The 19,763-nt window shown below is 41.1% G+C and carries 20 protein-coding genes; 8 read left to right on the plus strand and 12 right to left on the minus strand.

The window, feature by feature from the left end:
- Positions 1 to 43 precede the first annotated feature (43 nt).
- The 12 genes from FTU05_RS12170 to tviB form a co-directional block, all read right to left on the minus strand.
- Positions 44 to 1,219, minus strand: coding sequence for a DegT/DnrJ/EryC1/StrS aminotransferase family protein (locus tag FTU05_RS12170; protein ID WP_180165485.1), 1,176 nt, complete (start codon positions 1,217 to 1,219; stop codon positions 44 to 46).
- Between the two features lie 35 nt (positions 1,220 to 1,254).
- Positions 1,255 to 1,911 (minus strand): NeuD/PglB/VioB family sugar acetyltransferase, encoded by a 657-nt coding sequence (locus tag FTU05_RS12175; protein WP_180165487.1) that lies wholly within the window; start codon positions 1,909 to 1,911, stop codon positions 1,255 to 1,257.
- The gene (locus FTU05_RS12180) at positions 1,911 to 2,513 is read right to left on the minus strand and encodes a sugar transferase (protein WP_180165488.1); all 603 of its coding nucleotides are present in this window, start codon (positions 2,511 to 2,513) and stop codon (positions 1,911 to 1,913) included. Before FTU05_RS12180 ends, FTU05_RS12175 begins: the two co-directional genes overlap by 1 nt.
- Before the next feature lie 153 nt (positions 2,514 to 2,666).
- Positions 2,667 to 3,206 (minus strand): serine O-acetyltransferase, encoded by a 540-nt coding sequence (locus tag FTU05_RS12185; protein ID WP_180165490.1) that lies wholly within the window; start codon positions 3,204 to 3,206, stop codon positions 2,667 to 2,669.
- 32 nt (positions 3,207 to 3,238) lie between these two features.
- Positions 3,239 to 4,378, minus strand: coding sequence for a glycosyltransferase family 4 protein (locus FTU05_RS12190; protein ID WP_180165493.1), 1,140 nt, complete (start codon positions 4,376 to 4,378; stop codon positions 3,239 to 3,241).
- Entirely contained in the window at positions 4,375 to 5,469 is a 1,095-nt protein-coding gene (locus FTU05_RS12195) for a glycosyltransferase (RefSeq protein ID WP_180165495.1), read from the minus strand. The genes FTU05_RS12190 and FTU05_RS12195 overlap by 4 nt, the downstream gene beginning before the upstream one ends.
- Positions 5,466 to 6,584, minus strand: a complete 1,119-nt coding sequence (locus tag FTU05_RS12200) for a glycosyltransferase (RefSeq protein WP_180110850.1) — start codon at positions 6,582 to 6,584, stop codon at positions 5,466 to 5,468. Before FTU05_RS12200 ends, FTU05_RS12195 begins: the two co-directional genes overlap by 4 nt.
- A 31-nt stretch (positions 6,585 to 6,615) precedes the next feature.
- Entirely contained in the window at positions 6,616 to 7,164 is a 549-nt protein-coding gene (locus FTU05_RS12205) for a DapH/DapD/GlmU-related protein (RefSeq protein WP_180110851.1), read from the minus strand.
- A gap of 119 nt (positions 7,165 to 7,283) precedes the next feature.
- A complete protein-coding gene (locus FTU05_RS12210) occupies positions 7,284 to 7,877 on the minus strand; it encodes an acyltransferase (protein ID WP_180110852.1) in 594 nt (197 codons plus the stop codon).
- Positions 7,877 to 9,049: a lipopolysaccharide biosynthesis protein gene (locus tag FTU05_RS12215; protein ID WP_180110853.1), complete on the minus strand. Its 1,173-nt coding sequence runs from the start codon at positions 9,047 to 9,049 to the stop codon at positions 7,877 to 7,879. Before FTU05_RS12215 ends, FTU05_RS12210 begins: the two co-directional genes overlap by 1 nt.
- Positions 9,050 to 9,059: 10 nt before the next feature.
- Positions 9,060 to 10,082 carry an NAD-dependent epimerase/dehydratase family protein gene (locus FTU05_RS12220; RefSeq protein WP_180165497.1) on the minus strand — a complete coding sequence of 341 codons (1,023 nt, stop codon included), beginning with the start codon at positions 10,080 to 10,082 and terminating at the stop codon, positions 9,060 to 9,062.
- 12 nt (positions 10,083 to 10,094) lie between these two features.
- The gene (tviB, locus tag FTU05_RS12225; RefSeq protein WP_180110855.1) at positions 10,095 to 11,372 is read right to left on the minus strand and encodes a Vi polysaccharide biosynthesis UDP-N-acetylglucosamine C-6 dehydrogenase TviB; all 1,278 of its coding nucleotides are present in this window, start codon (positions 11,370 to 11,372) and stop codon (positions 10,095 to 10,097) included.
- A gap of 399 nt (positions 11,373 to 11,771) precedes the next feature.
- Between tviB and FTU05_RS12230 the strand changes: the two genes are divergently transcribed.
- The 8 genes from FTU05_RS12230 to mutY all read left to right on the plus strand — a co-directional run bounded on the left by FTU05_RS12230 (position 11,772) and on the right by mutY (position 19,738).
- Positions 11,772 to 12,848, plus strand: coding sequence for a polysaccharide biosynthesis/export family protein (locus FTU05_RS12230; RefSeq protein WP_180110097.1), 1,077 nt, complete (start codon positions 11,772 to 11,774; stop codon positions 12,846 to 12,848).
- Positions 12,848 to 13,276, plus strand: a complete 429-nt coding sequence (locus FTU05_RS12235; protein ID WP_180003627.1) for a low molecular weight protein-tyrosine-phosphatase — start codon at positions 12,848 to 12,850, stop codon at positions 13,274 to 13,276. Before FTU05_RS12230 ends, FTU05_RS12235 begins: the two co-directional genes overlap by 1 nt.
- Positions 13,277 to 13,292: 16 nt before the next feature.
- Complete coding sequence (locus tag FTU05_RS12240; RefSeq protein ID WP_180165499.1) at positions 13,293 to 15,485, plus strand: polysaccharide biosynthesis tyrosine autokinase; 2,193 nt, start codon at positions 13,293 to 13,295, stop codon at positions 15,483 to 15,485.
- 246 nt (positions 15,486 to 15,731) lie between these two features.
- Positions 15,732 to 16,445: an FKBP-type peptidyl-prolyl cis-trans isomerase gene (locus tag FTU05_RS12245; RefSeq protein WP_078191625.1), complete on the plus strand. Its 714-nt coding sequence runs from the start codon at positions 15,732 to 15,734 to the stop codon at positions 16,443 to 16,445.
- 54 nt (positions 16,446 to 16,499) lie between these two features.
- Positions 16,500 to 17,192: an FKBP-type peptidyl-prolyl cis-trans isomerase gene (locus tag FTU05_RS12250; protein WP_180073496.1), complete on the plus strand. Its 693-nt coding sequence runs from the start codon at positions 16,500 to 16,502 to the stop codon at positions 17,190 to 17,192.
- A 194-nt stretch (positions 17,193 to 17,386) separates the two neighbouring features.
- Positions 17,387 to 18,127: a dienelactone hydrolase family protein gene (locus tag FTU05_RS12255; protein WP_180165500.1), complete on the plus strand. Its 741-nt coding sequence runs from the start codon at positions 17,387 to 17,389 to the stop codon at positions 18,125 to 18,127.
- Positions 18,128 to 18,178: 51 nt separating this feature from the next.
- The gene (locus FTU05_RS12260; protein WP_078191628.1) at positions 18,179 to 18,538 is read left to right on the plus strand and encodes an HIT family protein; all 360 of its coding nucleotides are present in this window, start codon (positions 18,179 to 18,181) and stop codon (positions 18,536 to 18,538) included.
- 153 nt (positions 18,539 to 18,691) lie between these two features.
- Positions 18,692 to 19,738, plus strand: coding sequence for an A/G-specific adenine glycosylase (gene mutY, locus FTU05_RS12265; RefSeq protein ID WP_180165502.1), 1,047 nt, complete (start codon positions 18,692 to 18,694; stop codon positions 19,736 to 19,738).
- The last annotated feature ends 25 nt before the right edge of the window (positions 19,739 to 19,763 follow it).

Below are 19,763 nucleotides of genomic sequence, written 5' to 3' on the forward strand. Positions count from 1 at the left end.
TGGGGTCAATAAAGCGGATGAGAACGAATATTATACGCGCTTTTCAGGTTAAGATTTTTGCGATCACTGCTTGAATCGCATCCACGGTTTTTTGCAGGCTATGCTCAGACAATGTTGGGTGTACAAGGAACATTAAACTTGTTGTACCGAGCTGTTTAGCTTGCGGTAAAGACTGCGCAGGACGCCAAGGCGTACCATCAAATGCTTTTTCTAAATACACTTCTGAACACGAGCCGCTAAAACAAGGCACATTCAATGCATTGATTTCTGCCATGATTCGATCACGCGACCAGCCGTTGGGTAATGCATCGACATTGACGTGAACATAGCATTTATAGGCTGCATGCACATATTCAACAGATGGTTTTGCTACAGTAAAATACGGACTATTATCAAACGCCGCTTGGATACGCACCATATTGGCATTACGTTTTGCAGTCCATTCTGGCATTTGTTTGAGCTGTAAACGGCCAATCACCGCCTGCATTTCCATCATGCGCCAGTTGGTGCCAAATGAGTCATGCAGCCAGCGGAAGCCCGGTGGATGTTGCTTGTTATACACGCTATCAAAGTTTTTGCCGTGATCTTTATACGACCACATTTTTTTCCACAGACTTTCATCATTGGTAGTGACCATGCCGCCTTCACCGCCCGTGGTCATGATTTTGTCTTGGCAGAAAGACCATGCGCCTATATGACCGATGGAACCAGCTGATTTTCCTTTGTACATTGCACCATGCGCTTGGGCACAATCCTCAATCACAAAAAAGCCTTTTTCCTCAGCCAACCGCATGATCGGGTTCATATCACACATCCAGCCTGCCAAATGCACACAGATAATCGCTTTGGTATTCGGTGTTATCACTGCTTCAATGGTACGGCGAGAAATATTCTGTGAATCCAGCTCTACATCGGCAAAAATCGGATTGGCACCTGCAGTCACAATCGAGCTTGCCGAAGCTAAAAACGTACGTGAGGTAACAATCACATCGTCGCCTGCGCCAATACCTAAGGCTTTGAGTGCTACATCCAGCGCAACTGTACCATTGGCCACGGCAACTGCATGCTTGGTTCCTGCAAACTGTGCAAATTCCTTTTCAAATTCACGGCATTCTTGACCGGTCCAATAATTCACCTTATTAGATAAAAGGACTTTTGATACCGCATCGGCTTCTGCTTGAGTAAAGCTTGGCCAAGGTTCAAATGCACTGTTTAACATGGAGTTTTCCTAGTCTCAAAATCGAGTTTAAAAATCTATTTTTTCGTCACAATACGGGCAGGATTGCCCACCACTGTTGCGCCTGCTGGGACACTTTTAGTCACGACAGCACCCATACCAACAATAGCACCTACACCAATCACTAAAGGCTGATCAGGTGTGCCCTGCTTAATCATCGCACCCGCGCCAATATAGGCATGCTCGTGTATATGAATATTGCCGTTGCATTTTACGCCTGGCGCAAAAGTAACGAAATCCCCAATCACACAATCATGCTCAACATAACTGTATAAATTGGCTTGAAAGCACTTGCCGATTTTGACATTGGAGCCAATGCTGACAAAAGGACTCAAAGCAGAACCTTCAGCGAATTCAATCTGATCCATTAAAACCACATTGTCCGCAGTGATCGACCAAAGCTGAATGCCATCCAATTCTAAACGCTGGGCGATTTTTTCGCGTACTCGACTATTGGCAATCGCGATTTGTACGTATTTTTCTGAAGCCGTTTCATTTAAAAATGCGAGGTAATTCATGGCACGATGACCATTTACGTCTGCAACCGATTCTAAGGCATCATCAATAAATACGATTTCTGAAGCATCGCTTTCACGTGCTAATTGCTGGCGTGCAACAGGCATTAAACTGCGCCCACAACCTGAAGCGCCATAAATCGCATAGAGTGTTGTCATTATTTTTGTTCCGGTGTGCCGGTAAATTTTGTCATGGTGGCTTCGCCTTCGGCACTGATATCATCCTTGGCAATCACTTTTTTCACGGTTTTCAGCATGATTTTAAAATCGAGCCATAAAGACTGATTTTCCACATACCAAGTATCGAGTTCAAACTTTTTTTCCCATGAAATGGCATTGCGACCATTCACTTGAGCATGTCCTGTGATGCCCGGACGCACGTTATGACGCTTGACTTGCTCACGATTATAGAGCGGTAAATATTCCATCAACAGTGGTCGTGGTCCGACAATACTCATCTCTCCTTTAATCACATTCCACAGTTCAGGCATTTCATCCAAACTGGTGGCACGGAGCATTTTTCCGAATGGCGTCAGACGCTCACTGTCAGGTAATGGATTGCCATCGAGATCGAGTGCTTCTTTCATGGTGCGGAACTTTACCATTTCAAACGGTTTACCATGCAGACCCGGACGTACCTGACGGAATAAAACAGGTGAACCTAAATTCTTTTTCACCTTATAAGCCACTAAAGCATAAACAGGAGACAGCAGCACCAGCGCAGATGATGCGATAACAATATCCAATAAGCGCTTTAACATGGTTCACTCTTAAGATTAGATGAAGATGGGGGAATGGTATCCATTTCTAGCAATGATTATACCCTGTTCGAGACCATCAGATTTGTAAAATATTTCAACCGTCAAAGGGACTCAAGTAGTGCCCATTCCAAAAGATCCCGAAAATATAGTCGTTTAGAGATCGGTCCAACGACGATTGACTGCATGACCTGGGTTATTCATGCTGATCACTTTCGCGTAGTTTCCTACCGCAGTTGCATTTTCAGGAATGTCTTTCGTCACAACGCTGCCCGCACCTATAGTGGCATTATTGCCAATTTTGACATGCTCAATAATGCAGACATTTGGCCCAATATAAACATTGTCGCCAATTTCTGCGGCTTGACGGCCGCCATTTGCACCAATGGTGGTAAATTGCGATAAATTCACATTATTGCCAATCACGGTTGTCGGATTGACGACCAACGGCCCGCCATGCCCAATAAACAAGCCATAGCCAATTTGAGTCGTAGTATGAATATCTATGCCGTAGTGCTTTTTTTTATAATAATAAATCGGATAAGCCAGTTTTGCCCACGCACTTTGCGCGCTGGCTAAACGCAGCCAAAATGAAAAATTAAAACCGCGATTGAAAAAATAAGTTTTCAAAAAGGTTTTCAAACTGACATGACCGGTATAACGGTATAAATCACTTTTTATATATTTTAAAGTCATCTGGATCGCCTCTTAAATTGGGTAAATCGCCTTTAATGGATATCCATTTCAGCCATCATGTGCTTATTCACTTGATGCACATCATATTTATCCAGCGCAATTTCCCGCGAACGCTGTCCCATATACTCAATCAGTTTAGGATCTTCAATAAAATACTGCATGCTTTGCACCAATTCATTGACTGATTTCACCGCAACCAAATAGCCATTTACACCATTGGTAACGGTTTCACGACAGCCCGGCGCATCGGTGGTAATCACAGCACGACCCATTGCCATCGCCTCTAATACCGTACGTGGCGTGCCTTCACGATAAGATGGCAACACATACACTGAGCATTCTGCAATTGCAGGACGGACATCACTGAGTTTGCCCCAATATTTAAGGCGACCATCGGCAATCCATGTATCGAGTTCAGATTGCGAGATAGCAGATGGATTATCATCAATCCAACCGACCAAATGAAATTCCGACTCATGATATTGTGCTTTGATGATGCGCGCCGATTCAGCATATTCACGTACGCCTTTATCACCTAAAAGGCGTGCAATGAGTAAGAATGCGGCTTTGACCTGCCCTTGTTCATTTTTTGGTAAAGGCATGACATCAAAATCTTGCACATTTACCCCTGAACCATTCACCACTACAGTCGGTTTACTAACATCCAGTAAGTGCATCTCTTGGAACAGCTTTAAATCATCTGGGTTTTGGAAAAAAACTTTGTCGCTACGTTTGAGCGCTTGTGTATATAAGCCATGCACCAGCTTTTGAAACAGACTACGCTTGCCAGATTCCACATTTTGAAAGGCATAGCCCAGACCTGTAATTAAAGCAAAACGATGCGGTACTTTCACAAGCCATGACGCAAGCGTGCCATAAATCACAGGTTTGATCGTGTAAGACAGTACATAATCCGGCTGAATTTGACGGATCTTCTGATAGAGATGTTTTAACAGTTTTAAATCCGCCAGCGGATTGGTGCCTGTGCGCTGCATGGGAATTTCATGCAGATGATAGCCAAGGGCTTGCAGTTTTTGCTGCTCTTCAGGAAATGATGCAAACTCAGGCGCCATAATATGAATTTCATAGTCTTGCGTATGAATAGCTTCCAACAGTTTCCCGCGGAAATTTAAAACAGAAGGCAGAAAACTGCTGATCATCAGAAATTTCAACGGCTTTGCTCCCAAACTTGCATATATTGCTGACTCACTTGCTCAATACTGAAATGTGCTTCTACACGCTCACGCACGGCTTGTTTTAAGCTTTGTTTTTCTGCTTCTGATTTTTGTGTATAGGCTAAAATCGCATCTGCCAAAGCTTGCGCATTACGTGGTGGAACAATACTTCCTAAATCCTGCACAATATATTTGGCATCGCCGACATTGGTGCTGATACACGGTAACCCTGATGCCATTGCTTCGACCAAGACATTTGGGAAGCCCTCAGTAATTGAAGTCATGAGGAATACATCAATCGATTGATAAAACGCAGGCATATCTGAGATTTGATCCAATAAATGGACTTTTTGACTATCCAATTGATATTGATCGAATAAAGCCTTTACTTCAGGATTCTCTAAACTCGCTCCGCTACCTGCAATTTTAAAGATGATGTCTTGATCCTTGAGTAAGCCCATCGTTTCAAACAAATAGGGGTAGCCTTTGGCCGTGTGATAACGCCCTGCAAAACCAATCACCGTAGGCTGATTTAACTGTAAATTCGGCTGAAACTTATCGAGAAACACGCCATTGGCAATCACTTGGCTATTGCCATTTTTAAAGCCGAAGGCCTGATGCTGTTGCATGGATGAATGCGCACAATAAATAATAGCACTAGGTTGCTGTGACAGTATTTTGCTTATGCCCAACGCAATCTTGGTACTGATCGATTCATCTTTAGGAGAAGCAAGCGAATGATGAATACCCCAAACTACTTTTGGTTTTTGGGCTAAACCAATAATGCTTAAACTTGTCAATGCATTGGCATGGTACATCCAACATTGCACGGTTTTCGGTTGTAATTGTTTGAGTAAAACACGCAGTTTTTGAATCGTCCCCAGCGTATTGATTCCATTCCAACCCAATGCATAATATGACTGACATCGATCTAAAGTACTTTGATACACCTCGGAGGTTTTCATCAATGCAATAACCACATGCTGATAGTCATGTTCAGTTTGCTGGATTAAGCGTGCCAGCATCATCTCAGCACCGCCCACCCCTGCAAAGTTGGTGATCACATGCACCATCAACGGTTTGCTCATGTTGCAGACTCCATCATGTTTAAGTACTGCTGCAATACCGTTGCTTTGTGGAATTGCTGAATATGGGCTTCAAAATTAGCTTCTGAATAATGTACATAATCAGCAAAAATTGCCTGTTGCATCGCCTGGGTTAAACCTGCCTGATCATTACATTCAACCAATAAACCAAACTTAGAGTTTTCTAGAATTTCCATTGGTCCACTTGGACAGTTGGTACTCACCACTTTCACTTTAGAGGCTAAGGCTTGAATAAGTACACCCGGCAAGCCTTCCCAATTCGAGCTTAAAACAAATAGCGATGCATATTTAAAATAAGCGTATGGATTGGCATCAAAGCCCGGCAAATCCACGACATCTTTTAAACCTAAGTCAGATACCAAATCTTCAAACTCTGCACGCAGTTCGCCCTCACCTAAAATCAATAATCGGGTTTCAGGATGCTGATCATGCAAGGCTTTAAAGGAGCGGATCAGAAAACCAAAGTTCTTTGCTTCAGTGAGACGCCCCACTGCCAAAATCACTTTATGGTCACCATTTAAAAATTTGTGTGTGACTGGCGCTTTGAGTTTTTCAAAATAGGCATCGTCCAATACAGGGTTATAAATCGTGCTCAGATTATTATTTTTATAGCCATAATATTCACGAAAATCGGCTTCAACCCCTTTGGAAACACAAACCACTTGCTGTGCTATGGGATAAGTCCAATTCACCAAAGTTTTCAGCAAAAATTTGGCAAGACCTTGCAATTTTAAGTTTTTGGACGGCGTAGATACTTCACGGAAGATTAATAGCGTTTTAACACCTGCGAGTCTTTTCGCAATACCTGCCACAATATTGGTGTGGGTTTGCGTTGCGACTAAGCAGTCGTATTGCTCAGCTTTCATTTTTATTTTTAAAGGCGTGATGCTATTCATCACCCGACCGCAATTAAAATTCACCAATTCAATTTTAGAACTCACTTCGGGTAATAGCTTGGCTTTGTCACCTGTGACATTACACACGCCCAAATGAATATTGAGACCTTGTTCTGCAAAGCTATTGGCGAGTTGAATGACTGTACGTTCTGCACCGCCACCGCCCAAGCTCGGCAAAAAGAACATGACTTTATTCAACATATGCAGACCTAAATTTTAAAATGGGAGAATATTAATGCAGTGTTTTTGAGGCTTGAATCGCCATGGCATGCTCAACACGCTCACGATAATCCGTGATGCCAGCAAGCTCACTGTCACTGGCACAGGTGCTTTGAATTTTGGATTGATAATCGGAAAAACTGGATACCACTTTGGCAGGTACGCCAATCGCCACGCTGTGATCAGGAATGTCTTTGGTCACCACCGAGCCTGCGCCAATCACCACGTTGGAGCCAATGCTTACACCCGGCATTACAATAGTATTGACCCCAATAAATACATGAGAACCGACTTGAATCGGCGCAAAGCGTTGATAGCGCTTCCCTTGCTCATCTTTGACTAAACAGGTACTGCCATCATGGGTAATAAATTTCACTCCTGAAGTGACCGTCACATGATCGCCAATACTGACCAAGAACGGTTCCGAGCCCCAACTTTTAATATAGATTCGGCAGTTTTCACCAACTTTCACACCTTTTTTACGTGCATAAGCCACACTGCCTTTTACCATAAAATAAGCTAAATCAAACAGCTGTCGAAAAGCAGAAACCATAAATGACATACACAGTACCTGAATGAGGCGAGGCAACTTAAAAGGAGGAAAATAAGTCAGCTATTTTACGCTGAAAATACACTTTACGATATGGAAACCGCAGTCACGATGCAGGATGAAAAATAAGATCACAGCGATTTAATTTTTTTGGCAGGACTGCCGACATAGACACCCGAGTCGTCCAAAGGTTTCGACACGAGGCTACACGCGCCAATCACCGAATCATTTGGAATTTTCACGCCATCAAGTACCGTCACCCGCGCACCAAGCCAAATATTTTCACCTAAACTGACCCCTTGTTTGGTAATCGCATCTTTCACCAAAATATCAGGTTCACCAAATTTATGATTGCTGGCAATGATGATGCTTTGCGTGCCAATACGGGTGTTATCGCCAATGCTCACACCGCCACAGCCATTGATAAATGACTTAGAGTTAATACTGACATCTTTACCAATCGACACCTTGCCACCAAAGCATTTGATATAACAACTTTCACCAATAAAACTGTTATCCGCGATTTCTAAGCTCGCACCTTGCTCGACAATTAAACTGACATGATCGCCAATATAAACATTGTTGCCAATTTTCACTTGTCCGCTAATATCGACCGTACAGGCTTTGCCGAAATAACGAAATTTGGTGCCAAAAGCCACATTATAAAATTGCTGACGGGATTGTGCAGTGAACCAATTCATCAGTTTTAACAGTTTAAAAAACATCAGCTTTTGTTTCTCCACACCACATATAAAATGGCAAAGTTATAAATGATCAGTGCTACAGGCACCGCAAGCAACATATATACTTTATCAGCAAAGACTGCATAGAAGCCTGCAAATAAAGCGAACTTAATGATGAGTTCTACGATTTGCAACTTAAACAGCACTTGGCTATTGCGCTTAGCAATCAGAAAAGCTGAGCTTGGCGGATTACAGAAAATCGCCCAATAGCCCAAAGCTAAAATTTGGAAATAGCTCGAAATACCCACCCATTCACTGCCAAAAACCCATAAATATAAAGATTCAGGCAATACAAAGACCAAAGCAAATAATGGCAGTGAAACCAGACTGAGTAGTACACTCGCCTTTAAAGCACTTTGATTGGAATCCGTGGTTTTAAATTTGCGAATAAAGAACTGACGCAAAGTTTGCGAAATCAAATTAATCGGAACACGCAAAGTCCTTTCGACAATGGCATAGAAGCCCATCGCCTGCACACCGACAAAATGCGACACCACATAGTAAGGCAAATTATGCGAAAAACTATTCAGCAAGGCATGCGGTGTATTGGCATAAATAAAATCTTTGTAATGTTTAAATGCTTGCCAACTCACTTGATACAGTTGATTATTTAGTAAATAAATCAGCACCGCCACAATCATGATAATCGAGCTGACGTTATAACTATTCGCCAAGCTGATCTGCATCACGAATGGCAACGAGAGTTGCACCAACACGACAATGGCACTTCTAAAAATATTTAAACCTGCACAAAAATATTCTTTATGCGCTGCAAATTGATAGTTATACAGACTTTGAATCAAAGTGTTGGCAAGTATGCCTGTGGCAACAGCCCCTGCCATTTCAATATTTAGAATAAAACTAATAACAATGCCGCTAACAATCGCGATGAAAGTTGAAAATACTACCCCTTCAAAGATCAGGCTTTTTTTATCACCTTCTTCGGCAACTAATAGCGCTTGATCCAAACGCAAATTGGCTACAGTTGAAAGTACACTGACTATCGCCAATGCAATCCCGTAAGCCCCAAAGTCAGCAACAGAATATAGGCGTGTTAAAACAGGAAGTGCGATAAATGTCATTATCGCACCTGCCAGTAAACTTAAGGTAATCAGCCCAATCGACTGATACTTTGCGAAAATTTTCGCAATCATCTGTTCAATATCATTTTAAGTTGTTTACGTACCAACGCATCGCCAGTTGAATGCCTTCGGCAATTTTGAACTGCGGTGCATAACCCAAGCCTTGCTCAATTTTGGCAATGCTGGCTTGTGAATGACGTACATCACCAGCTCGGAAATCACGGTACACAGGATCGCGCTCAAAGTTCACCGCATTTTCAGCAAGTGCCACCTGAATGGCACGATATAACTCATTCAACGTAGTACGGTCACCCACAGCCACGTTATACACTTGGTTTTTCGCTTCATCCGATGCTGTCGCCGCCAAAATATTGGCTTGAACCGTATTATCAATAAAACAGAAATCACGACTGGTTTCACCGTCACCGTTGATGAAGACATCCTCACCATCAATCATCGATGCCGTCCATTTCGGGATCACTGCCGCATAAGCACCGTTTGGATCTTGGCGTTGACCAAACACATTAAAATAACGTAGGCCAATCGCTTTAAAACCGTATGCACGTGCAAACACATCGGCATAGAGTTCATTTACATACTTGGTCACCGCATAAGGTGAAAGTGGATTACCAATATTTTCTTCCACTTTTGGCAATGCCGGATGGTCACCATAGGTTGAACTGCTGGCCGCATAAGTAAAGCTAGCAACACCCGCATCACGTGCTGCGGTGAGCATATTTAAGAAACCACTGATATTGGTTTCATTGGTGGTGATGGGGTCTGCAATTGAACGCGGTACAGAACCTAAAGCGGCTTCATGCAAGACATAATCCACGCCAACACAGGCTTTTTGGCAGTCGGAAAATTGGCGAATATCACCTTCAATAAAACTGAATTTCGCCCATTGCTCAGCAGTCACTAAACTTTGCACTTCATCCAAATTATGCTGATGACCTGTAGCAAAGTTATCTAAACCCACTACGGTTTGATTCAGCTTTAATAAAGTTTCAAGCAAGTTTGAACCAATAAATCCAGCAACTCCAGTTACCAGCCATGTTTTAGGCGCTGTTTTAAGGTTTTCACATACCTGTTGATATTGATTCATTTGGTATGCCCCTTACAAACGAAGATCAGATTCAGCTTGAGATAACACGTATTTCAAGTCATACAACACATGATCAGCTTTACCCAAAGCACGGATGGCATCTACGCCCATGTCTTTAAATTGCTCATGCGCGACTGCCAAAATCACAGCATCATACTCACCTTGTGCAGGCATTTGTACAGGCTGAATCCCATATTCATGCACAGCTTCAGCAGCATCCACCCAAGGATCATATACATCAACATTGACATGATATTCTTGCAGTTCTTTCACAATATCAATGATACGGGTATTACGGATATCCGGGCAGTTTTCTTTAAAGCTTAAGCCTAAAATGAGGACTTTGGCATCTTCCACTTGAATGCGTTTTTTCAGCATGGCTTTCACTAGCTGAGTCACAACGTAAGCGCCCATACCATCATTTAAACGACGACCCGCTAAAATAATTTCAGGGTTGTAGCCAATCGCTTGGGCTTTATGCGTTAAATAGTACGGGTCAACACCGATGCAGTGACCACCGACTAAACCCGGACGGAATGGAAGGAAGTTCCATTTTGTTCCCGCTGCGTGTAATACCGCTTCGGTATCAATACCCATTTTATTGAAAATCAATGCCAATTCATTAATTAAGGCAATATTCACATCACGCTGAGTGTTTTCAATCACTTTCGCTGCTTCTGCAACCTTAATGCTAGCTGCTTTATGAGTACCCGCTTCAATAATCAGGTTATAGACTTCATCAACATAATCAGCCACTTCTGGTGTTGAACCCGAAGTGATTTTTAAAATATTGGTTACCCGGTGTAATTTATCACCCGGATTAATTCGTTCAGGGCTATAGCCTGCATAAAAATCCTGATTGAATATTAAGCCTGAATTTTTCTCTAAAACAGGAATACAGACTTCTTCTGTTGCACCCGGATAAACGGTCGATTCATAAACAACCACATCACCTTTTTTCAACACTTTTGCAATGCTTTCTGAGGCTTTCACTAATGGCGTTAGATCTGGCTGCTTATATTCATCAATCGGGGTTGGCACTGTAACAATAAAGAAATTACAGTCTTTTAAATCTTCTAAATTTGCGCTGTAACTTAATTGAGCTGATTGTGCTAATTCTTCAGGAGAAACTTCTAGGGTATGATCACGTCCGCTACGTAATTCATCAATACGCTTCTGATGAATATCAAAGCCCACCACGGGAACTTTTTTTCCAAACTCAACAGCTAGCGGTAAACCGACATAACCTAATCCGATTATGGCAATTTTTAATTCGGAGAGTTGTAACATACTGAAGCCTATGTCATCGATGAATCATCAATCATCGTTATGTTGTAAATAGCGTTAAATTATATCAGAAAATCAAATTTCGATTGTGTAATGATGTTCTATGAGGACTGTAATTTTAATCAACAATATTTATTGGATTAAACAACTCCCCCTATAAAACCAACTTTGTATATTTAAAAAAATTTAACTAACAACAAGATCTTTAAAAAGATATTTATCCATACAAGTGTTGATTAAACTTACGATTTAAAACAAATGTAAAGCTATATTCTACGAGGTGAATAGTATAAACTTAACATTCTAAAATGAGTAATTTGGGTACTTAAACCCGTATTTCAATGATTCAAAAATTTTATAAATAGGATTTGTATTCGAGTGAGTTACTATCGTTATAGCTGTATGTTAGCTTTGAGTCTGAGTATGACGGGTTGTGCCATTACTTCAGGCTTACAAACCTATGACCTTCCTAAGGAAGGTACATTTCAGACTGATTTAGGCTCGACAGTCAATGTTATTAAACTAACTCAAGAAAATTTAGTTGCTGTTCAACCCGCCCAAGTAAATCAGCAAAATTTTGCCCATCTATTCAATCAACAACAAAAAAGTTATCGTTTAAATCCGGGTGATATTTTATCTATTTATTTATGGGCATATCCTGAAATTACACCACCCACAAATACAATAAGCAATGCAGAAGCGATTAAATCAAATGGTTACCAAATTGATCAAAGTGGCTATATCCAATTCCCTATTATTGGCCGATATAAAGCTGCCGGAAAATCGCTGACACAAGTCAATCAGGAATTACGCAGTCAACTTGCTCGTTACTTAAAAACCCCAGATGTGATTGTTCGGGTACTTTCCTACCAAGGCCAACGTTTTTCTGTTCAAGGTAACGTGATGAAAGGTGGTCAGTTTAATTTAACCGACCAACCAACTAGTATTTATACTGCATTAGGTATGGCGGGCGGAGTAAATAGTCAATTTGGTGACAATGCATCTTTAACCTTAGTTAGAAATGGTCAAAGTTATGTACTCAATAGTATTGAACTTGAAAAAGCTGGATATTCTTTACACAACTTACTCATCAAACCAAATGACACAATTTATGTCAACTCACGTGAAAACCAAAAAATTTATGTGATGGGAGAGTCTGGCAAAAACCAATCGTTACCAATGCGTGAACAAGGCATGAGCCTCAGTGATGTCCTCGGTGAAAGTCTAGGGATTAACTCACTTTCAGCAAGTCGAGGTAAAATCTACGTAGTGCGTAGCGATGTAAATAGCCCGATGACTGAAATTTACCATTTAGATTTAACCAGTATCGGTGACTTTGGGCTCGCTAACCAGTTCAAAATGCGCAGCAATGATATTGTGTATGTTGATGCATCTGGTTTAGCTCGCTGGCAGCGTGTAATCAATCAAGTGATTCCTTTCTCAAATATCATCTATAACTTGGACAGATTGGGCCAATAATGTTATTTAAAAATATTTTGGTGGTCTGTGTAGGTAATATTTGCCGAAGTCCTATGGCGGAGTATCTCCTAAAAAAAGATCATCCCGACCTGAATATTTATTCAGCTGGAATCTCAGGTATGATTGGACATGCAGCAGATGAAAAAGCTCAATACTGTATGCAAAAAATTGGCATCGATATGAGTGGACATATTGCCCAAAAATTAAATGCTGAACTGATCAAAAAATCAGATTTAATTTTGGTCATGAGTTCAAATCAACAAAAGCATATTGAACAGACATGGCCATTTGCAAAGGGAAAGACTTTTCGTTTAGGTCATTGGCAAGGTAAAAATGTGCCTGACCCATATCAGCACGATCAAGCTTTTTTTGACCAGACCTCAGAACTGATCCAATCTTGCGTTGCAGATTGGACTAAACAAATTTAACTTTTGATGTACGATTATGAGCCAAAATACCAATACAGAAGATACAATTGATTTAAAAGAATTATTTTTCTCTCTGATTGCACAGTGGAAGTTAATTGCTTTATGTGTAATTTTAAGTCTCGTTTGTGCCCTGCTTTATTTAAGAACCACGCCTGATACCTACGCAGTAAATGCACTGGTACAGGTTGAGGAAAGTAAAGGAACTTCAGCAGCACTCTTGGGTGATCTATCAAGCATGATTGATCAAAAACAACCTACCCAAGCAGAAATTGAGATTCTTAAATCACGTTTAGTTCTTGGTAATGTCATTCAGAGTTTACATCTCGACCTAAAAATTTCCGGTACAGAAAATTCTTTCACTGATCGCTTATTTTCCCCGCATGAATATGTCACAGAATATAAAAATAAATCAGTAACTTTTAAAGACGATGAAAAAAGTTTTGAAGTCCGTCAATTTAATGTGCCTAACGTATATCGTGATAAAGACCTCAGTTTAAGCTTCGAAGATAATCTCATTACACTGATAGATACCGAAACTGAAGAAAAAATTCTGACTGCGAAGCTCAATCAAGCGAATTCATTACGTACCACTGATGGATCGTGGGATATTTCGATTTTTACCCGCGACAAGTTAAAAGATCACTACCTAATTCAAAAGCAATCTTTACCTGCTGCAGTTGATAATATTTTAGAGAATTTTTCGGTTGCTGAAAAAGGGAAAATGACCGGTGTCCTTGGATTAAATTATCAGGGTCAAGATAAAGAACATATTACCCAAGTACTCAATTCAATTTTAGCAGCCTATAGCCAGCAAAATATTGAACGCCGTTCAGCTGAAAGCGCGCAGACCTTAAAGTTTTTGGATGAGCAACTACCTGAACTAAAACAACAACTGGATGTTGCGGAACGCGAATTTAACAAATTCCGTCAAGAGTTTAATACGGTAGATGTCACTAAAGAGTCTGAGTTGTATTTAACTCAAAGTATTACACTCGAAACCCAAAAAGCACAGCTTGAACAAAAAGTAGCTGAGGCGTCTGCAAAATACACCAGCGAACACCCAGTGATGCAGCAAATGAATGCACAATTGGGGGCAATTAATAGCAAAATTGCTGAACTAAATGCCACATTAAAAAAACTTCCAGATTTACAACGCCGCTATTTACAGCTTTATCGTGAAGTTGAAGTGAAACAGCAACTCTATACCGCTCTACTCAACTCTTACCAACAACTCCGTATTGCAAAAGCAGGGGAAATTGGTAATGTCCGCATCGTTGATACTGCAGTAGAGCCAATTGAACCTATTAAACCTAAAAAGTTAATTGTCCTTATACTCTCGCTATTTGTCGGTGGCTTTATTGGTGTATTAATTGCTCTTGTTCGCAATATGCTTCGCTCAGGAATTAAAGATTCTTCAGAAATTGAAAATAATCTGGATCTTCCGGTTTATGCCACTGTGCCACGTTCCCCTGTTCAAGAAAGTCGCATCAAGTTACTGAAGAAGAAAAAGACCATTCCTGTACTTGCGGTTAAAAATAGCGATGATATTGCAATTGAAAGCCTGCGCAGTATGCGTACTGCCATTCACTTTGCACTGACATCTGCAAAAAATAACCTGATCATGATTTCGGGGCCAGCACCAGAAGTTGGTAAATCGTTTATTTCAACCAATTTAGCTACGATTCTTGCGCAAAGCGATAAACGTGTTTTAATTATTGATGCCGATTTACGTCGTGGTTATTTGAACAAATACTTCAATCATGACAACCAACCAGGTCTTTCTGAGTATTTAAATGGTCAGCGTGATCTAGACAGCATCATTAAAACCACTGAAATTCCAAATTTGAGTGTGATTACTCGTGGTAAAAGCCCTTCTAATCCATCTGAGCTTTTAAGTTCTGGTAAATTCAAAGAATTCTTAGATTTGATTTCACCGATGTTTGATCATGTGATCATTGATACCCCTCCTGTACTTGCGGTGACAGACGGTATCATTATTTCGCAATATGCTGGTGTAAATTTGGTGATTGCTCGTTATGCGAAAACTCAGTTGAAAGAACTAGAGTTAACCGTGAACCGCTTTGAACAAGTGGGTGTGAAGGTCAATGGTATTATTTTAAACGACATTCAACGTAGCTCAGCTGGTTATGGTTATGGTTATGGCTATAACTATTCTTATGGTTATAAAGCTTCAAAAGACCAAGACTAATTCAAGCCTATTCAAAAAAGCCACCGAATACGGTGGCTTTTTTTATGTGCGAAATTTATGTTGCATGCCACTTTCTGTATAAAAAATGTTTTATATATTCATACCGTTATAGTATAAAAATAAGAACATGACTATGATGATCTTTCCTGCACCTTACCTGATCATAGAGATAGGTAAGCGCTGAACAGGAAAAGTCTGCTAGAATTTCAGCAACTTTTTACATATAAAATAATTGTGGGAAAATATATGAGTAAGGCCCTACCTATCGCTGTCGCTGTATTACTCGGCGGTGCCGCACTTGTTCCTGTTTACTATGCAACTAAAACACCTGCTACGCAATCAGCAACATCAACTCAACCAGCTGCAAACGCTTCTGCTGTCGCTAAAATCAGTTATGCACTTGGTTATGAAGTTGCCCATCAAACGCCTCCAGAATTAGATATTGATAGCTTTGTCACTGGCGTTCGTGCAGGCCATGCTCGTGCAAAACCTGCATATACTGAAGAAGAATTACAAAAAGCATATGCTGAGTTCCAACAAGAAATGCAAAATAAGCAGCTCGAAAGCAATAAGCAAGCACAAAGTAGCAGCGATAATTTCTTAACGGAAAACAAAAGCAAAGCGGGGGTTAAAACCACTGCTTCTGGTTTACAGTACCTAACAACGAAAGAAGGTACAGGTAAACAACCGCAAGCCACATCAGTTGTTAAAGTTCACTACACAGGTAAGTTAGTGGATGGCACAGTATTTGATAGTTCAGTACAGCGCGGCGAGCCAATTGAATTCCCATTGAACCAAGTAATTCCAGGTTGGACTGAAGGTCTACAGTTAATGAAAGAAGGCGGTAAAGCCACTTTATATATTCCTTCAAACTTAGGTTATGGTGCTCAAGGTGTTCCAGGAACGATTCCACCGAACAGTACTTTAATTTTTGATGTAGAACTCATTGAAGTTAAATAATAAAACCGGTACAGGAGAGCTTTTCGCTCTCCTGCTTTATTTTGAGACTCGGTCATGAAATTACAGATCAGTATGTTGTGTTTGGCACTCTGCTCAAGCACTGTATTTGCCAAAGATGTCAGTAATAAAAGTAGTGCTGCAGAACAAGTCGGTTATAGTTTTGGTTATTTAATGGGACGCAGTAATGCTGAATCCATTAAGGATTTAGATATTGATGCATTTGTTGCAGGTTTAAAGGCAGCATCTAAAGGTCAAGCTTCGTCACTAACAGATGAAGAAATGACCCGTGCCTTAACCCAATATAAAAAGCAAACCGAAGCGAAACAACTGATTGAACTGAAACAAAAAGCGGATGCGAATGCCACCATTGGTGCAGCTTTCCTTGCTGAAAATGCCAAAAAACCGAGCATTCTGGTCACGAAATCTGGCCTGCAGTATCAAGTCATTCAAGCCGGCAAAGGTAAATCACCCAAAGCCAATTCAACAGTGAAAGTTCACTATGAAGGTCGCTTAATTGATGGCACTGTTTTTGATAGTTCAATTGCACGTAACCAACCTGCGATGTTCCAAGTGAGTCAAGTCATTCAGGGTTGGACAGAAGGTCTACAGTTGATGAAAGAAGGTGCAAAATATCGCTTCTTCATTCCTGCAAATTTAGGCTATGGTCAAATTGGTTCAGCAGACGTCATTGAGCCAAATAGCACGCTGATTTTTGATGTAGAGCTCATTGAAGTTCTCCCGAAATAACAATACTCTCTTTAGGAGCATCGACAAATCTCGGTGCTCCTCAATATTTCTTCTTTCCATTATTTTCTTTTACAATTTTTTTGATTGATTTGACTTAAAATTCACATTGATATCTTATATTTATTTCACAAAAACCAATTTCCCTTTATTTTTAAATCTCCATCAACTGTGTAGCCGCACATAAGGATTTGACCATGACCGTTAAAATTAAGACGCGCGAAATTCAATATACAGCAGCGGATGGAACTCAACTTTTTGGCTATTTTGCCGCACCAGAGTCAGACACTGCGGTCGCAGGTGTGTTAGTTGCCCCGGAATGGTGGGGACGCAATGAATATACCGAACAACGTGCGCGCGAATTGGCAGAACAAGGCTATGCTGCTTTCGCTTTGGATATGTATGGTGACAAAAAAGTCACCACTGATGCAAAGCAAGCTTATGAATGGATGATGCAGACTTTTGATCATAGTGACACCATCGTGACCCGTGCGTCTGCTGCATTAAACACTTTGGCACAGCAAAAGGAAGTAAATGCAGATAAACTCGCAGCTATAGGCTTTTGCTATGGCGGAAAAGTCGTGCTGGATTTAGCTCGTTCAGGTGCTGCATTAAAAGCAGTGGTGACCTTCCATGCAACACTTGCTACAGCAACTCCTGCACAAACAGGACAAGTCCAAGCAGAGATTTTAGTGCAACATGGTGAGCTCGATTCGATGGTGAGCTTAGATGATGTTGCAACCTTTAGAAATGAAATGGATGCTGCCCAAGTGCAGTATCAAATCAATATTTTTGAAGGTGCAAAACATGGCTTTAGCAACCCGATGGCGGATGAACGCGCCAAAGCAAACGGCGTAGATTTAGCTTATAACGCTGCTGCAGAACAGCAAAGCTTAGCGGCCATGTATGCCTTGTTAGCACGCCAGCTTGGTTCTTAAAGCGCTAAGAACCAATACCAATATTTAATTTATAAAAATGAGGAGAGCACAATGACAGAACTCAATTGTCCATATTGCAATTTTGACGAATATGACGTGATTGCAAAAAATGATTTTGGTGTTGTACTTCCTGAACCACATACACTGTCTAAAGGGCATGCTGTCATTGTCCCGCTACGTCATGTTGGTTCATTTTTTGAAATTACTGATAAAGAACGTAAAAGTTTAATGTCCTTACTTGAACAAGCGCGTAATGAATTAAATTTACGCTATCAACCTACTGGCTTTCATATTGGGTTTAATGATGGACAAGTTTTTGGCGAAGCCACTGAACATGTGCATATTCACATTATTCCACGTTATGAAAACCAAACATTGGCGCTCGATACCCGCTGGGGCTTTAAAAGCTAAACTTTAAATTTACACTCACTAAGGAGCCTCGGCTCCTTTTTTGATGGCCACTATTTTTGCATTTCCCCTGATATACAGATTTCGTTTTGAACAAAAAGAATGCCTATTGAAAGATGTATACTAGGCAGGTTTTTTCAATTTTGACTGTATTGCATGTTTAACTTTTCTGATGCCCTTCTCGACTGGTTTGATGTCCATGGTCGTCATGACTTACCGTGGCAAGTGAAGGATGACCCTTACAAAGTATGGGTTTCAGAAATTATGCTACAACAGACTCAAGTCAAAACCGTCTTACAATATTTTGATCGATTTATTCAACGGTTTCCGACTGTTGAAGATTTAGGCCATGCCTCTTGGGATGATGTGGCGCCCTATTGGGCTGGCTTAGGCTACTATGCACGGGCTCGGAACTTACATAAAGCCGCAGGAATTGTTGCACGTCAGGGACATTTTCCAAGCAATCTTGAGCAGTGGATGGAACTACCGGGCATCGGCCCGTCTACCGCGGGTGCGCTGATGTCTTTGGGTTTAAGACAATATGGCGTGATTATGGACGGCAACGTCAAGCGAGTATTGTCTCGTTTCTTTGCTATAGAAGATGATTTATCGAAACCTGTACATGAACGGGCCATGTGGCAACTGGCGACAGAGCTCTGCCCCATTGAACGCAACCACGATTATACCCAAGCGATTATGGATCTTGGTGCAACGGTATGCACGCCGAAAAAGCCGCTCTGTTTATATTGTCCCATGCAACAGCACTGCAAAGCACATGCTCAAGGTTTAGAGACTGAATTACCTTATAAAAAGCCTAAAAAGCCTGTTCCAGTGAGAGAGGCCCAAGTCATGCTGATTCAATCTGCAGGAGAATGGCTTTGGATACAACGTCCGAATAGCGGGCTATGGGGTGGTCTGTGGTGTTTACCTATTTTTGATCAACCCCATGAGTTTCAATCCCACACTCAGCAACTTGGACTGAAACCTACCACCACTCAAGTGCAGATATCACATAGCTTTACCCACTTTACTTGGCTTTTAGAGGCTACAGTGTTTAGCGTTGCCGCCGATCAAAAAGAGCATTTGGCCATTGAATGCAACGCACAGTGGTTTACACCGATACAAGCCACTTCACTCGGTATTCCTACTGCAATGAAAAAACTCATTTCTACGCTAGAACTCGAAAGCCATTCTATGCCATAGTTTTGAACTGCTCATCAATTGTATA

Origin of the sequence: Acinetobacter sp. YH12049 (assembly GCF_013419875.1) — a bacterium.
In the GTDB taxonomy this organism is placed as follows: Bacteria; Pseudomonadota; Gammaproteobacteria; order Pseudomonadales; family Moraxellaceae; genus Acinetobacter; species Acinetobacter amyesii.

What these genes read in the sequence shown, in the direction of transcription:
- FTU05_RS12170 (WP_180165485.1), bottom strand. Translation starts at nt 1,219, where the DNA reads ATGTTAAACAGTGCATTTGAACCTTGGCCAAGCTTTACTCAAGCAGAA.
- FTU05_RS12175 (WP_180165487.1), bottom strand. Translation starts at nt 1,911, where the DNA reads ATGACAACACTCTATGCGATTTATGGCGCTTCAGGTTGTGGGCGCAGT.
- FTU05_RS12180 (WP_180165488.1), bottom strand. Translation starts at nt 2,513, where the DNA reads ATGTTAAAGCGCTTATTGGATATTGTTATCGCATCATCTGCGCTGGTG.
- FTU05_RS12185 (WP_180165490.1), bottom strand. Translation starts at nt 3,206, where the DNA reads ATGACTTTAAAATATATAAAAAGTGATTTATACCGTTATACCGGTCAT.
- FTU05_RS12195 (WP_180165495.1), bottom strand. Translation starts at nt 5,469, where the DNA reads ATGAGCAAACCGTTGATGGTGCATGTGATCACCAACTTTGCAGGGGTG.
- FTU05_RS12200 (WP_180110850.1), bottom strand. Translation starts at nt 6,584, where the DNA reads ATGTTGAATAAAGTCATGTTCTTTTTGCCGAGCTTGGGCGGTGGCGGT.
- FTU05_RS12205 (WP_180110851.1), bottom strand. Translation starts at nt 7,164, where the DNA reads ATGTCATTTATGGTTTCTGCTTTTCGACAGCTGTTTGATTTAGCTTAT.
- FTU05_RS12210 (WP_180110852.1), bottom strand. Translation starts at nt 7,877, where the DNA reads ATGTTTTTTAAACTGTTAAAACTGATGAATTGGTTCACTGCACAATCC.
- FTU05_RS12215 (WP_180110853.1), bottom strand. Translation starts at nt 9,049, where the DNA reads ATGATTGCGAAAATTTTCGCAAAGTATCAGTCGATTGGGCTGATTACC.
- FTU05_RS12220 (WP_180165497.1), bottom strand. Translation starts at nt 10,082, where the DNA reads ATGAATCAATATCAACAGGTATGTGAAAACCTTAAAACAGCGCCTAAA.
- tviB (WP_180110855.1), bottom strand. Translation starts at nt 11,372, where the DNA reads ATGTTACAACTCTCCGAATTAAAAATTGCCATAATCGGATTAGGTTAT.
- FTU05_RS12230 (WP_180110097.1), top strand. Translation starts at nt 11,772, where the DNA reads ATGTTAGCTTTGAGTCTGAGTATGACGGGTTGTGCCATTACTTCAGGC.
- FTU05_RS12235 (WP_180003627.1), top strand. Translation starts at nt 12,848, where the DNA reads ATGTTATTTAAAAATATTTTGGTGGTCTGTGTAGGTAATATTTGCCGA.
- FTU05_RS12240 (WP_180165499.1), top strand. Translation starts at nt 13,293, where the DNA reads ATGAGCCAAAATACCAATACAGAAGATACAATTGATTTAAAAGAATTA.
- FTU05_RS12245 (WP_078191625.1), top strand. Translation starts at nt 15,732, where the DNA reads ATGAGTAAGGCCCTACCTATCGCTGTCGCTGTATTACTCGGCGGTGCC.
- FTU05_RS12250 (WP_180073496.1), top strand. Translation starts at nt 16,500, where the DNA reads ATGAAATTACAGATCAGTATGTTGTGTTTGGCACTCTGCTCAAGCACT.
- FTU05_RS12255 (WP_180165500.1), top strand. Translation starts at nt 17,387, where the DNA reads ATGACCGTTAAAATTAAGACGCGCGAAATTCAATATACAGCAGCGGAT.
- FTU05_RS12260 (WP_078191628.1), top strand. Translation starts at nt 18,179, where the DNA reads ATGACAGAACTCAATTGTCCATATTGCAATTTTGACGAATATGACGTG.
- mutY (WP_180165502.1), top strand. Translation starts at nt 18,692, where the DNA reads ATGTTTAACTTTTCTGATGCCCTTCTCGACTGGTTTGATGTCCATGGT.